Annotated in this window: 13 protein-coding genes and 1 pseudogene; 1 reads left to right on the forward strand and 13 read right to left on the reverse strand. The window is 36.3% G+C overall.

What is annotated here, in order from left to right:
• Positions 1-215 precede the first annotated feature (215 nt).
• A pseudogene (locus B371_RS24020) lies at positions 216-534 on the reverse strand (transposase); the annotation flags it as partial.
• Positions 535-607: 73 nt separating this feature from the next.
• Complete coding sequence (locus B371_RS24025) at positions 608-739, reverse strand: helix-turn-helix domain-containing protein (protein WP_019413722.1); 132 nt, start codon at positions 737-739, stop codon at positions 608-610.
• Between the two features lie 967 nt (positions 740-1,706).
• On the opposite strand from B371_RS24025, the gene B371_RS0107665 reads away from it, so the two are divergent.
• Positions 1,707-2,306 (forward strand): hypothetical protein, encoded by a 600-nt coding sequence (locus B371_RS0107665; RefSeq protein ID WP_019413723.1) that lies wholly within the window; start codon positions 1,707-1,709, stop codon positions 2,304-2,306.
• A 138-nt stretch (positions 2,307-2,444) separates the two neighbouring features.
• Here B371_RS0107665 and B371_RS0107670 read toward each other — a convergent pair whose 3' ends face one another.
• The 11 genes from B371_RS0107670 to B371_RS0107720 form a co-directional block, all read right to left on the reverse strand.
• Positions 2,445-3,242, reverse strand: coding sequence for an ABC transporter ATP-binding protein (locus tag B371_RS0107670; protein WP_019413724.1), 798 nt, complete (start codon positions 3,240-3,242; stop codon positions 2,445-2,447).
• On the reverse strand, positions 3,235-4,254 hold the full coding sequence (locus B371_RS0107675; protein ID WP_019413725.1) for an ABC transporter permease: 1,020 nt from the start codon (positions 4,252-4,254) through the stop codon (positions 3,235-3,237). The genes B371_RS0107670 and B371_RS0107675 overlap by 8 nt, the downstream gene beginning before the upstream one ends.
• 17 nt (positions 4,255-4,271) lie before the next feature.
• Positions 4,272-5,264: an ABC transporter substrate-binding protein gene (locus B371_RS0107680; RefSeq protein ID WP_019413726.1), complete on the reverse strand. Its 993-nt coding sequence runs from the start codon at positions 5,262-5,264 to the stop codon at positions 4,272-4,274.
• Between the two features lie 339 nt (positions 5,265-5,603).
• On the reverse strand, positions 5,604-6,593 hold the full coding sequence (locus B371_RS0107685) for an ABC transporter substrate-binding protein (protein WP_019413727.1): 990 nt from the start codon (positions 6,591-6,593) through the stop codon (positions 5,604-5,606).
• A gap of 198 nt (positions 6,594-6,791) precedes the next feature.
• Positions 6,792-8,237 carry an NAD(P)/FAD-dependent oxidoreductase gene (locus B371_RS0107690; protein ID WP_019413728.1) on the reverse strand — a complete coding sequence of 482 codons (1,446 nt, stop codon included), beginning with the start codon at positions 8,235-8,237 and terminating at the stop codon, positions 6,792-6,794.
• Position 8,238: 1 nt separating this feature from the next.
• The gene (locus tag B371_RS0107695; protein ID WP_019413729.1) at positions 8,239-9,465 is read right to left on the reverse strand and encodes a dihydrolipoamide acetyltransferase family protein; all 1,227 of its coding nucleotides are present in this window, start codon (positions 9,463-9,465) and stop codon (positions 8,239-8,241) included.
• Positions 9,466-9,477: 12 nt separating this feature from the next.
• Positions 9,478-10,497: an alpha-ketoacid dehydrogenase subunit beta gene (locus B371_RS0107700; protein ID WP_019413730.1), complete on the reverse strand. Its 1,020-nt coding sequence runs from the start codon at positions 10,495-10,497 to the stop codon at positions 9,478-9,480.
• On the reverse strand, positions 10,494-11,555 hold the full coding sequence (gene pdhA / locus B371_RS0107705; RefSeq protein WP_019413731.1) for a pyruvate dehydrogenase (acetyl-transferring) E1 component subunit alpha: 1,062 nt from the start codon (positions 11,553-11,555) through the stop codon (positions 10,494-10,496). The genes B371_RS0107700 and pdhA overlap by 4 nt, the downstream gene beginning before the upstream one ends.
• A gap of 21 nt (positions 11,556-11,576) precedes the next feature.
• Entirely contained in the window at positions 11,577-12,719 is a 1,143-nt protein-coding gene (locus B371_RS0107710; protein WP_019413732.1) for a Glu/Leu/Phe/Val dehydrogenase, read from the reverse strand.
• 26 nt (positions 12,720-12,745) lie between these two features.
• Entirely contained in the window at positions 12,746-13,156 is a 411-nt protein-coding gene (locus B371_RS0107715) for a thioesterase family protein (protein WP_019413733.1), read from the reverse strand.
• Positions 13,157-13,589: 433 nt separating this feature from the next.
• The gene (locus B371_RS0107720) at positions 13,590-14,564 is read right to left on the reverse strand and encodes a nitronate monooxygenase family protein (protein WP_019413734.1); all 975 of its coding nucleotides are present in this window, start codon (positions 14,562-14,564) and stop codon (positions 13,590-13,592) included.
• Between the last annotated feature and the right edge of the window lie 314 nt (positions 14,565-14,878).

Here is a 14,878-nt window from a genome sequence, read left to right on the forward strand (position 1 = left end):
CCTGTCTAAAATTAACGGATTATTAATATAAATTCCAATTAAATGTTCGTGTTTATTATCTAATTGAGAAGTTATGAAATTGAGTCAATTGACTATAGAATTCTACGGCTCTCCGTGAGAAGTGAAATAAATAATTTTTCAGCAAACTTCGATTATAGCGATGCTACTCACGTTTTTTCTAACTAATTTCTAAAGATCTATAAAAAATTGTTTTGTCAAATTAAGCGAGACAAAATATCTTGATCTGCATGTTCCATGAAATACTCAATGGGTGTTTGGTAATTTAGTGATTTTCTGGGTATATGGTTTCTGCGTAAAGCAACACTAGATATATAAATTTGTGTAACAGGACGAAAATCCATTTCTTTAGGCAATCCATTCTGACGAAGAATGTTCATTTAAAGCTCTTTGAGAAGGCGTTCCTGGATCAGCGAAATAAATATCAATATCATGATGATTACTGATATTTTTCCAATTAGAAAATTCTTTACCAAAGTCGAAGATAATTAGTTTAAATAAGTGTTTCGGTAATTGATCAATATTCGTACGTCCGTAATTTGATTTATTCTCTGTATACGTAAGGTAAATATCAAGCGCTGTGAAACCGTCAAGCACCTGCTCGATAGATTGTTTCATGACCACGCTTTAAGTTTTTGGCTATTTTTCGTTCAGTATGACCAATGGAATGGTATTCTTCTATGAATATCAGTTCTGTTTTGGTAAGATGGGTGTAGGACATGTCTGATGCACTCTCCTTATTAACTTTTGTCGGTTATAACTTGAGTGTATCATGACATGTCTTTTGATAGTGTCTCGCTTAATTATACAATCCGCGAAATTAAAATATTCTCCTTTATACATTATATCAATGTTCTATAATATTCCAAACGAGGCGGAATGAAAGTAGAAAAGGTTGAACATGTTGAGCAGGTGTTAAGGGGAATTCTAGATGATTATCCAGAGATTTTGTATGGTTCTAAGAGTGTGGTTTAATAATAGTCGTCTAGTATGAGTCAATTTGAAGCCGTGCCCCACGGAAAGCGTCCGCTTGGAGCGAAAATCAACTTTGTTCGTATTTTATTACTAGATTTTTTATTATGAAAATGACTCAGTATATATAAATAAATGTTAAATTCGGTTAAAAGTGGCCGTTATTAAGTTGAAATTCTCGTTTAGTAGTTTATTTAATTTGAAAGTAATTTTCATTATGTTATAATAATACTTAGAAAAGCATAAACTAAAAAAGACTGAATGGTGTAACCAGCACCATTCAGCCATGTAATAGCAGGTTCCCTACAAGGGTGTCAGCGTAAATAGTGAGAAATAACCCATCTTGGCTGCTAACTCAAGGATGGGTTATTTTTTTTGGTTAAAGGACAATATCAAAACGACTAAAGTTGCAAAAGCTATTGCAAACATCAGACTTTCAGCTACTGACACAGGCACCACCCCCTTTCAGGAAGTGAGCCAACCACCCTTGAGTACCTATACTAATACACCCCAATCATACCATTATTAACACAAGATTACTTGGGTATAATGGTTGAAATAAATAGTCGTACTCTTGCATTCAACGACTATTTATAGTGGGGAATTTTAAGTTTACAATTTTCCTCCAGTGGATTATAGGGTGACAAATTGCACTGTTTCAAAGCTTAACTATGACCGGTGAGATATACTATTATTAGAACAGGAGTTGTTGATCAATGTTAAAGAAACAGTTAGAAAAACATATAGCATATGCACTAACTACAGAAGAGAAAAAGTTGGATTTATATCCAGAAGAAAAAGAGTATGTAGTAAAAAATCAATTACTTTCCAGTAATATCGAAGTTGTGGATTTAGACTCGGATACTAGATATTTTAATGCCGTTATTGAACGATGCAATAAAGAAACAGAAGAACTGTTATCTAAGGAAACTTTTAGCTTTTTAAATCAACCATTAAATTACCTAAAGGTTCACAGGAATGAATTTCTTTATGTTGAATCCATGTCACTTGAAAATATTGGCGTAGACTCAATTGCGTTAGAATTTGATGAAGTATTTGAAACCTATACTGCTATGATGGGATTGAAACTGCAAAAGAAATTCGGAGATGCAATAAAAACGCATTTTAACAACCATTTGCAAGGGGATAAAACTGAATACAGTGTGTTGTTTTCGATCGAAGATGGCATGTGGCATGTGAATTTTCCTATAAACTTTGTTGATCTTTTCCATATGGAAATGTCGCTTAAAGAGGCTTTTGAATTAATCTACCGCTTCTTATTTATATTAGTTGAGGATGTAGAGGACAATCAATAAGTAAGTAATATGACATTTCCATCTACTTCAAATAAGGTAAGGGTTAATAAATGAAAAACGAGAAACTCATCAATTATTTGATGGGTTTCCCGTTTTATTTTTATGATAGCCAATAAAGAACTCAAAATCCCTACAAAATTAAAAGGATAGTAACGCTTTGTCACTCGTTAACTTTTCACCACGGATACGTTGGAATTCATCCATCAGTTTAGGAATCGTTAATTTTTTCTTATCTTCAGCTTCAACTTCTAATATAATTTGTCCTTTGTCCATCATGATAAGTCTGTTCCCCAAGTCTAGCGCTTGCTGCATATTATGAGTAATCATCAAAGTTGTTAACTGATCTTTTTCTACAAGTTGCTTTGTTAAATTTGTAATTATCTCCGCCCTCGCAGGATCAAGTGCAGCCGTATGTTCATCAAGAAGCAAAATAGAAGGCTGTGTAAAGGTAGCCATTAACAAGGAAAGTGCCTGTCGCTCTCCTCCTGAAAGCATTCCAACTTTTGCATTCAATCGATTTTCAAGATTTAAATTAAGTTTTTCAAGGGCTAGTCGGAAAATTTCACGTCGCTTCTTATCTACCGCTTTTCTTAAAATTCGCTTTTTATTTCGAGAATAAGCCATTGCAAGGTTTTCTTCTATTGTCATCGAGGGGGCAGTTCCAGCCATTGGATCCTGAAAAACCCTGCCAATCATCTGTGAACGTTTAAATTCCGGGTATTTTGTAACATCCTTACCAGCAATTTCAATCTCGCCAAAATCGGGAGTAAGAGAACCGGAAACCATATTCAGCATAGTTGACTTTCCAGCTCCGTTGCTTCCAATAACAGTCATAAAATCTCCAGTGTTTAACGTTAGATTAATCTGATCCAATGCAATTTTTTCATCAGGCGTTGCTTCATTAAATACTTTATTAATCTGATTTAGCTTAAGCAACGGAATTCTCCTCCTTTTTCAGTGATAAACGTTCAGCGTGACGTTTTAATTTCCTGTTTTTTTCTCGTTTCTTTTCAAAATATTGTGGTAAAATCAACGCACAAATTACAATAGTCGCGGTGATTATTTTCATATCTCCCGTGTCAAGAAAGTCTATTCTAAGAGCAAGACCAAGTACAATTCTGTAGATTATTGCTCCAGCAATTACAGCAAGGGTTGTTCGCATAATCGTTTTTGTACCAAATATTGCCTCACCTATGATGACTGAAGCTAAACCAATAATGATCATTCCAATTCCCATGCCGATGTCTGCAAACTTTGCATACTGAGCTAATAGAGCTCCTGAAAAGGCAACAAGTGCATTGGAAAATCCTAGACCAATGATAACAAGATTGTCAGTATTTGCTGATAAACTTCGAATCATTTTTTTATTATCCCCAGTTGCTCTTATTGCAAGACCTATTTCAGTTTTCAAAAACCAATCTACGACCAATTTAATAATGATTACAATAATCGTCATGATGAACAATGTTCCCCAAGTAGAAGGCAAATATTGCAAACCGAACATTTCAAAGAAATTATTAATTGTTGTATCGATGCCTAAAGTACTCCAAAACGAATAGAATTTACTATACAATGTTTCAGCATTTAATAAAGGGATATTGGGTCGCCCTATGGAATTCTCAGAGGTTAGTCCCATGATACGTAAGTTTATTGAATATAAAGCAATCATCATTAATATACCAGCAAGTAGTGCATTGATCTTACCTTTTGTATGTAGGAGGCCGGTCATACAACCGGCAAGAAATCCGATAACTATGGCCGCTGCTGTTGCTAACAACGGATGATATCCGAAGGTAATCATTGTGGCAGCAACCCCAGCTCCTGTTACAAAACTTCCGTCAACCGTCAAATCCGGAAAATCTAAAACTCGGAATGAAAGATACACACCGAGCGCCATAATTGCATAAATGATTCCTTGCTCTACAGAACCAAAAACAGCTGAAAACATACAGAATCATCTCCTATTTATTCAATAAATTCAGCTTTCCATTCATCTTTAATTTTAAGTTCGATAGTATCTGCTGTATCTTTGTTCATAATAAATTTCAAATTTTGTGGAATCTGAACAGGTATATCAGCGGGTTTACTTTCACCCTTTAAGATTTTAACAGCCATTTCACCAGCTTCGTAGCCAATATCAAAGTATTCAAATCCATATGCTGCTAAGCCCCCGCGTTTTACAGAGTCAAATTCTCCGACCATCATGGGTAACTTATTCTCGTTTGCGACTGAAATTACGGATTCTAGTGCAGAAACAACCGTATTATCTGTAATAATGTACAATGAGTCCACTTTATCCAGCAATGATTCCGTTGCTTGTTTTACATCTGCAGACGTTGCAACAGACGCTTCAACAACGGACATATCCATATCTTTTAACATTTCTTTCACTGCATCCACTTGAGCACGTGAGTTTTGTTCTCCAGAGTTAAACACCATTCCTACATTTTTAACATTTAATTCCTCTTTTAGAAACTTCATTGTGTTAGGAATTGCATCAGGATGATTGTCAATTGTACCTGTTACATTCCCTCCTGGACTTTCCATAGAAGCGACTAGTTCAGCTCCAACAGCATCTGTTACTGAAGTGAATATAATCGGAATTTCTGTTGTAGCAGCCAATGCTGCCTGTGCACTAGGTGTTGAATTAGCAAATATAAGATCTACGTTAGAGGTGACTAGATTAGTTGCAATTGATGTATTTGCACTAGAATCTCCTTGAGCAATTTGAACATCATATTCAGCATTAATTCCTGCATCCTTTAATGCCTCTTTGAAACCATCAAAAGCAGCATTTAAAGAAGGATGTTCTACAATTTGTGTTACCCCAATTTTATATGTCTTTGTTTCGTCACTAGTTGTATCATTTTCAGCTTTATCGCCTCCATCTCCACATCCTGCAAGAATTAGTGCAGTACTGAAAAAAACAAGACCTATTTTTTTCCAACTATTCTTCATCGAATTTCCCCCTATGATAATCTTAGTTCTATTTTGTAAATATTTGAAACCAAGGAATAGATTACTCAATACTATTATTAATATGTGGATATATCTAAAGATTTTAAGAGTTCTGATAATATAAGAGTTTAACATGCAGTGTAGCAATAAATCTATAAGGATTTCAAAACTATTTTCAAACTTACAATGTTATATTAGAAAAGAAAGAAAACTTTTCAGCTAAACTAATAAATATAAAGATGAGATGATTAGTAGTACAGACTAAATTGATAGGCACAAAAAGACGCTCTCTTGTCTAGAAATGTAAAAACAGTAAAATATTTTAGAATAATCTTTTATTTATTCACTGAATTCAGCTTTCCACTCGTCTTTAACTTTTAGCTCAATTGCCTCTATTGTCTCTTTGTTCATAACAAATCTTAATTCTTTAGGAACTTGAACTGGTAAATCAGACGGTTTATTACCTTCTTTTAAAATCTTAACAGCCATTAAGCCTGCTTCATATCCAAGATCAAAGTATTCAAAGCCAAATGCAGCTAAACCGCCTCGTTTTACTGAATCTAACTCACCAACCATCATTGGTAGTTTGTTATTTCTAGCTACTAAAACTACAGACTCAAGCGCTGAAACAACTGTATTGTCTTTAATAATATATAATGAGTCAACTTTACCTATCAATGATTCTGCCGCTTGTTTTACTTCTGCCGATGTTGCCACAGAAGCTTCCACAATATTAAGACCCAGTTCATCTTTCAATTCATTTACTTTATCCATCTGTACACGGGAGTTTTGTTCTCCTGAGTTAAATATAATTCCCACATTTTTTGCACCCAATTCTTCTTTTAGGAAGGTCAAAGTATTCTTAATTACATCGGGATGCAAGTCTATTGTACCTGTGAGATTCCCTCCTGGACTTTCCATTGAATCAACCAACTCAGCACTTACAGCATCTGTAACCGAAGTGAAAACGATTGGAATTGTTTGAGTAGCACTTGCTACAGCTTGTGCACTAGGTGTTGAATTTGCAAAAATCAAATCTACTCCAGAATTAACAAGGTTAGTAGCAATTGTGGTGTTTGCACTATTATCATTTTGTGCGTTTTCCACTATATATTCTACCTCAAGTCCTTCAACTTCTAAGGCCTCTTTAAAACCATCAAAAGCTGCATTTAAAGATGGGTGTTCTACTATTTGAGTGACACCAATCTTATATTTCTTTGTTTCCCCAGTTTCCCCAGTTGCCTTGTTTTCTCCTCCCTCACTACACCCTGCAAGAATAAGCGCAGTACTGAAGAAAAGAACAGCAACTTTCCCCAAAATATTCTTCATTAAAATTCCCCCTACTAGCTTATAATTCTACCTTGAAAAACTTCTTAGCATATTATAATTTATCGTAATAGTACACTCGCTTAAATAGATAGTCAAATGGAGTTTGAAAATTTCATAAATTTAGTTTTTTAAAAAGGGAATTCCAGGTACTTAATTACTTTAATAGTTTAGATGACAATACTCGCTAGTAATCTCTAGTTAAATCGATAACAAATCTTTCTTTCTAATTTTGACGGGTCCAGCATGAATTGCTTGTCCGATAAGAGCTTCCACAGCTTCAAGTAGTCCTTCATTTATTCCTGGATGCGCGTAAGCAGGAAATTTTATATCTTCTTCTTTTGCAGCCATTTCTAACAGCTGGACAAAGGAACCTGACATTTCAATTGCACCGTCCCCAATCATGTGAATACCTACGATTATATCGGTAGTTGAATCGGAAATAACTTTAATAAATCCATCCTTTTTATTTGTAATTGTTGCATAACCGTTGCCTCCAAGTGCGAATCGGCTGACACGTAATTCCATGCCAGAATCACGTGCTTTTTTCTCAGTAAGACCAACGCAAACAATGGGAGGAATTGTGTGTGCAACAATTGGTAAAAAGGTGAGATCCACTTCCGGTTTTCCACCTGCAATTGATTCAACAGCCGCTTTTCCTTGCTTAATTGCCTTAATCGCTAGGAGAGGACCTTCCGTTACATCACCAATTGCATATATGGAAGGAATGGATGATTGCATATTTTCGTCGACCTTAATGAAACCTTCAACCGTTTGTTCTATTTTTAAGCGACTGATGCCTAAAGATTCTATATTCGGTTTCCTGATTCCAGAAAAAATTAGATATGTTCCAATTATTGTCTCTTCTGAATTTTTATCGTTTATACAAGTCACAGAAATTTCGTCCTCAGTTTCATTCGTCGAAATCAATTCAAAGACTTGTATCACGTTAATTTTCCGTTTCTTGAATAATCGATTCAATTCTTTATTGATTGATTCATCAAATGGATATCCTTCTTTTTTATCAAGAAGAATCGTGACTTTTGCACCGAGTGCCGCAAAACTAGACGCTATTTCTAGAGCAATGTAATCACATCCATTTACGATAAGATGTTCTGGCACTTCTTCTAATTCAAATATTTCATGGGACAATAAAATTCGTTTTCCATTTTCCATCAATCCTGAAGGCATTTCCTGTGAACTCCCTGTAGCGATGATACCCTGTTTAAATTCGTAAATGTCGAACTGATGTCCATTTTCCACACCAATTCTGTCTGCACCGAGAAATGAAGCTCTTCCTAGAATTACTTCAATTTTGTTTTCCTTACAAAGACTTTCTACACCAGATCTAAGTCCATCAATCACAGACTCTTTGTAAGAAAGGAGTTTCTTTAAATTAAAAACTTCATCACCATTCCCAATCCCTAAATCACGTAAATGAGTTGTATCTGACAGTTTGGCTGCAGCGTGAGTAAAAACTTTGGAAGGAATACAACCTTTGTTTAAACAAACACCACCCATTTCTGCTTGTTCAATTAAAGTTACTGAAAGCCCAAGCTGTGCACCACGTACGGCGGCAGAGTAACCACCGGGTCCACCTCCGATGATAATGAGATCTCTTTCCTGAATGAGTTCCCCTACAACCATTTTATATCATCTCCATCATCAGTTTGTGTGGGTGTTCAATCAGACTAGCAAAACGGTTTGTAAATGCTACAGCTGTTGCCCCGTCTGCAACTCTGTGATCGAATGCCATGGAAAGTGTCATGATATGACCGATAACGATTTCGTCTTGGTCATTAACAATCGGTTGTTTTTTGGTCTTATGAAAAGCAATTATAGCTGTTTCTGGAAAATTGATAATTGGTGTAGCACCGGTACTGCCTAGAGGACCAACATTGCTCATCGTAAATGTGCTATTTTGCATTTCAATTGGCTGTAATTTCCCAGCTATCGCTTTCTCTGTCAACCTTTTGACTTGTTCATTAATTTCTTTAATTGATTTCTTGTCCGCATCATGGATAACCGGGACAAGTAGACCATTGTCAGTATTAGTTGCTAAACCAATATGATAATTTCTTTTAAGTAAGATGATGTCATTTTCCTCATCAAGTTCAGCATTGAATATTGGGAAATCTTTTAATGAAATAACAAGTGCTTTTATGAGAAATGCAGGAACACTTATCGATTCACCTGACGCTTTTAATTCTGCACGTATTTTAAATAAATTCGTCATATTTACTTCATCAAAATGTGTAACATGTGGAATAGTAAATAGTGATTTCGTCATTTTTTGAGCAATTTTCTTACGAATCCCTCTGAAAGGAATCTCATCAGGAGTTTCTTTCTTGATTGTTATTTTCTGCTCTTCCACAATTGGTTCATGATCATTCTCTATTTGCTCCCCTTTTAGGAAACGATAGACATCTTCTTCAGTTACTCTACCTGACAAATCTGAAGCACGAACATCTTCAATACTTATATTGTTGTCACGAGCTAGTTTACGTGTGTACGGTGTAGCGAGTACCCGGTGAAAATTATTTAAAGAAGACTTGCTCCTTTTTTCACTTGGTTGGATAGTTTCAATTTTAGGATCTTGTTTCTTTTCAGCTGGTGTTGATTGTTTTGTGTCAGAATTATTATCTGCCTTGATGTAAATAAGGCTTGTTCCGACTTGGACCGTTTCGCCAGGATTAATAATAATTTCTGTAACTACACCCGAACAAGGAGAAGAAAGTTCTGCAATCATTTTGTCTGTTTGCACTTCTACAAGTGGCTGATCAGTTTCAATCCGCTCCCCAACCTTTACCAGGTATTGAACAATTTCTCCTTCGGTCATTCCTTCACCGATATCATGCAATTTTACTTCGAGCATTGCATTTCCTCCTTAAAAATGAACAACTTTTTCAATTCCTTCAAGTACACGTGCGGGAGTAGGAAGATAATGTTCTTCTAATGAAAAGAATGGTACCGGGACATCAAACCCTGTCACTCGTTCAACCGGAGCACGTAAATATAGGAAAGATGTATCATTTATAATTGAAATGATGTCATTCCCAAGTCCACCAGTATTGTGTGCCTCGTGAATGATAACCGCCCTTGTGGTTTTCTGTACAGACTGAGAGAGTATATCTCGATCTATTGGATAAAGTGTACGAAGATCAATAATTTCACAACTAATTCCTTGTTGTGCTGCTTGTTCTGCTGCTTTCTCCGCAATTGTAACCATAGCCCCCCAAGCAATAAGTGTTACATCCGCACCTTCTCGTACAATCTTTCCTTTACCAATTTCTACAGTGTACTTTCCGACTGGCACATCTTCTCTCTTAGAACGATAATTTCTCATTGTTTCTAAGACAAGAACTGGATCGGGATCTTCCATTGCTGCAATTAGTAATCCTTTTGCATCATAGGGACTAGAAGGACAGACTACTTTGATGCCAGGCATGTGTGTGAATAATATTTCCGTACTATCCGAATGGATTTCAGGAGCGCGAATTCCAGCTCCATATGGTGCACGGATGACCATAGGTACGGTGAAATGTGACATCGATCGTGTTCTAATTCGTGAAACATGTGTCATAATTTGTTCGTATGCTGGATAAATAAAACCTAGAAACTGTATTTCTACAACCGGTCTGAATCCGTTTACCGCCAAGCCAATTGATGTACCAATAATGCCCGCTTCAGAAAGTGGAGTATCGACTACTCGATCATCACCAAACTTTTCTTGAAGTCCCTCGGTTGCACGGAATACTCCCCCGTTTTTACCTATGTCTTCTCCAAGTATGATGGTTCGATCATCCTCTTCAAGCATAATTCTCATCCCATCATTTATTGCTTGAATCATCGTCATCTGTTCAGTCATTTCGTTTTTATGATTTGACTCTTTCAAGTGGGTCGTCATTTAGCTGTCCCCCTTAAATGTGTAAGATAGGTTTTTTTTTGTTCAGCAAGGTGAGCTGGCATTTCTGCATATACATGATCGAAAATATCGTCTACGTTGGGAGCTGGAAACCGTTCCATTTCGTCCACAGCTGATTCGATTTCATTAGTTATTTTTTTATTAACTTCATTTATCCATTGTTCGTCCCAGTACCCATAATTTTTCATGAACATTTCTAGCCTTGAAAGCGGGTCGACAATATTCATTCCTTGTTCATTTGAACGATATTTAGATGGATCATCGGCAGTAGTGTGAGCACCCGTTCTCCAAGTGACTGCTTCTATTAACGTTGGTCCATTCCCACTTCGAGCATAATCAAATGCTTTTTTCGTTTCAAAATATACGACAAAACAATCGTTACCGTCAATTCGAATTCCCGGCATGTCATAGGCAACTGATTTTTGTGCAATTGTAGCGGAATTCATCTGTTTTTCAATTGGAAGCGAAATGGCATAACCATTGTTCTGGTTAAAAAACACGACAGGTACTTTAAAAACACTCGCAAAATTCAAACCTTCATGAAAGTCACCTTCTGACGTGGCACCGTCCCCAAAGTATGCTATGGCAGCATTTTGTGTCCCTTTTCTCTTTTCAGCCCATGCGGCACCTGCAGCATGAGGAAGTTGAGTAGCAATAGGTACAGCGGGTGGGAATATTTTTTTGCCTTCGGGTGGAACACAACCTTCTACGCGTCCATTCCAGTATAAAAAAGCCCTTACCATGTCGGCTCCGTACGTCAACGTTGCACCGTGATCACGGTATGTAGGGAAAATCCAGTCATTTGATCCCAGCGCAAGCGCACTTCCAACTTGTGAGGCTTCCTGTCCCTCAAAAGGGGCGTAAGTTCCGAGACGACCTTGTCGTTGTAAATTAATTGCTTTTCTGTCAAATGTACGAATACGCATCATATTGAAATAAAATTCTTTCACCAATTTCTCATTAATTTGTTTCTCATAGGTTGAATCAATAAAAAATCCTTTATCATCTATAATTTTTTTAATCGGATAGTCAAGTTCCATATTCATTGCCTCCTATCATGATTAATTGTGAAATGACCATTTAGGTTTACTTGATGCTGTATAGAAGCCATTTCGTTTCCCTCTAATATCTATTCTCTTCTCACACATTATATTTGCTGATTCCATAGTTGAGATTCCGCTAATTTCAGACTGTTTGAATACTTCTAAAATCGCATCATAAATATGTTTCGTTTTAGCAAGAACACGTTCATGGTTAATGCCATACAATTCATCTGCCACCTGGATGAGCCCTCCGGAATTAACAATATAATCTGGTGCGTAGAGTATGCCTTTATCTTGAAGCATTTTGCCATGACTTTCATGTAGTAACTGATTGTTAGCTGATCCAACAATTGCATTTACTTGAAATTGAGCAATTGTATTGTCATTAATAATTCCACCAAATGCACAAGGTACGAATATATCCGCTTGTTGTGAATAAATATCTTCTTTTGCAACTATTTTTACTGTACCTGAAGTTTTTGTTGCTATTTCTTCAATTGCCTTTAGACTCTCTTCATTAATGTCCGTTACGATAAGATGAGCACCCTCTTCAAGCAAACTAATCGCTATTTTAAATCCAACCTTACCAAGGCCTTGAATAGCGTAAACATGTCCACCCAAATCGTCTTTTCCATAGAGTACTTGATTGGTTGCTTTAATTCCGTATAAAACACCCGCCGCTGTTGGTATTGAAGAATCTCCGCCGCCTCCATACTCTTCTGGTAGACCATTTACAAATTTTGTCTCTTTCATGGCGTGGATAAAATCATCCATATTCGTTCCCATATCTGTTCCCGTAAAAAATCGTCCGCCTAATGAATTTACAAATTGACCGAATGCACGGAATAATTCAGGTGTTTTGTCTGTTCTTGGATCCCCAATAATAACTGCTTTTCCTCCACCAAAATCAACATCTGCAGCAGCGCACTTATAAGTCATTCCCTTTGAAAGTCGCAATACATCTTCCAATGCTTCATCAAAACTAGTGTATGGTTGCATACGACAACCTCCAAGTGCTGGGCCAAGAGTGGTATTATGAATTGCTATAATTGCACGCAACCCCGTAGAAGGGTCATTACAAAAAACTACTTGTTCATGCTCACTCATTTTGTCAAAAAGATCAAAATTTCTTATGTTTGGAAGTTTTTCTGTTACTTTCATTTAAAATGCCCCCTAGAATATATAACTTATTTATTTTTTATTGAGGAAGAAGCTTGTTTAAACTTTTCCGCAATCTTTTCTTTAGGCAAGATTACTTGTTTCACTTCCCCATTTCCGATTACTCCTAATTGATTTTTCGCCGTAATTTTTGTCAAGACGATATTGTCCCGTTGTTCAACTAAAATGGCTGTTAATATGACAGTCGAACCTAGTGGAGATGCAGCTATATGTTTGAGCTGCACAGAGGCTCCCATCCCTTCTTCGTGACTCTCTAAAAATGGAAGAATGATTTTACGAGAAACCCACTCCATGTGATATGTCATCGCTACAGTTGAATAAACTGGGTGTACAACTTTCCCTTCAAACGCTGCAAGCATATCCTCTGTGACAATGATTTCTATTGTTTCTTCTCTACCTACTTCCATTCCCGGTTTCATCGTGTCACCTCAATTTATTATGTAGATGTTTCAAACATAGACTTTTAATCTAAATATATTTCTAGAAGACCTTTTCTATACCATCTAGCATTCTTTTAACGACAAGAAAAAATATTGAATAAGTAAGAAAGATTAATTTTCTATTTTTGTTGTCCAGTCTGAAACTTATGACTTTAAAGTTGATCACACCTCTATTTCGTTTCGTTAGCAACTTAAAAGAAAGCGCTTTCATTAATTGTATGACATTCCCTTTACATATAACACTATTTAAACGTAATATTATCAAACTGTAATGCCTTAGTCAACCCAATATTCGGAAAAATCTATATTTTAAGATTAGTTGGAAACTATAATGAAATATTAAAAAAGAATCCTCCCTTAGTTCATACTGAACCTAGGTAGGACCCTTTTTTAAAAAATAGAATCGCATTCATTATTTATCTGCTTTTCTATTAAGAGTATGTAATTCATTTCCAACGTTACTGATTTGTTTGCTCGCTTCTTCCATCATGCCATAAAGTAATTCTCTTACACTCGGAATATGTGTAATTAAGCCTGCAATTTGACCACTATTAATAAATCCATTATCCATATCACCTTCGATAGCACCCTTGACGTGTTGTTTTTCTGATGTCAATTCACCGAACTGCTCTGGCGTGATTCCCGATTTTTCCAATTCGTTTAGTTTTTTTGAATAATTTGTCTTTAAAAGCCTTCTAAGTCTTCCAACACTTCGCCCTACAATTATTGTTTCTGTATCACTAGCAGCTACTAGGTTATTCTTGTATACATCGTGAAAAGGTGCTTCCTTCGTTGCAATTAAACGAGTTCCTATTTGCACACCGCTTGCCCCGAGCATAAGAGCAGCTGCGAGTCCTTTGCCATCACCAATTCCTCCCGCTGCAACTACTGGTATTGTAACACTATTTACTATTTGTGGAATTAGCGTAAATGTTGTAAGTTCAAGACTAGAGTTGATGCCTGCAGCTTCAAAACCTTCCGCAACGAGAATATCTGCTCCTGCTTCTTGCGCTTTAAGTGCATGTTTGACTGAAGCAACTAGTGCAATGACGGTAACACCATGTTCATGTATTTTTGTAATATAAGGCGCTGGATTTCCAGCTGAAAGGGAAATAATTGGAACCTTATGTTTGATAACAAGATCAATCAGCTCGTTAGTATAGGAAGAAACACTAATTGCTATGTTAACCGCGAAATTCTTATTTGTTTGTTTTTTTGTTTCAAGTATAATTTTCTCCACTTCCATTGGAGTCATCGTTCCACATCCAATTGTTCCAAGTCCTCCAGCCTCAGATACAGCTATAGCCAACTTTGAATTACTGATATTTCCCATACCACCTTGAATAATTGGGTAGTCGATTCCAAGCATTTCACAAACGTATTTCATCTATTCTCCACCTCTACTTAAATATGTTATAGTAAAAGTAGTAATAAAACAATTGCGATAATTTAAAAAACGGGGGGATAATTTTGATAATTACTTTTAAAGGGAAAACACCTTTAGGGATTCTACAGTTTTTTTAGCTCCGGGATCTAAAATTATTGGGGAAGTTAAAGTTGGAGCAGAATCAACTATTTGGTTTAATACAGTATTACAGATTTTCCGAACGAGAAAGCCCACTCCTTTAGGCGTGGGATGATAGTGAGGTCAAATACGGAGTGCCACTGATAAACCAAAGGTTTGTGGCACTTCAAGTATTT

The sequence above is a fragment of the Paenisporosarcina sp. TG20 genome, assembly GCF_000286315.1.
Classification (GTDB): domain Bacteria; phylum Bacillota; class Bacilli; order Bacillales_A; family Planococcaceae; genus Paenisporosarcina.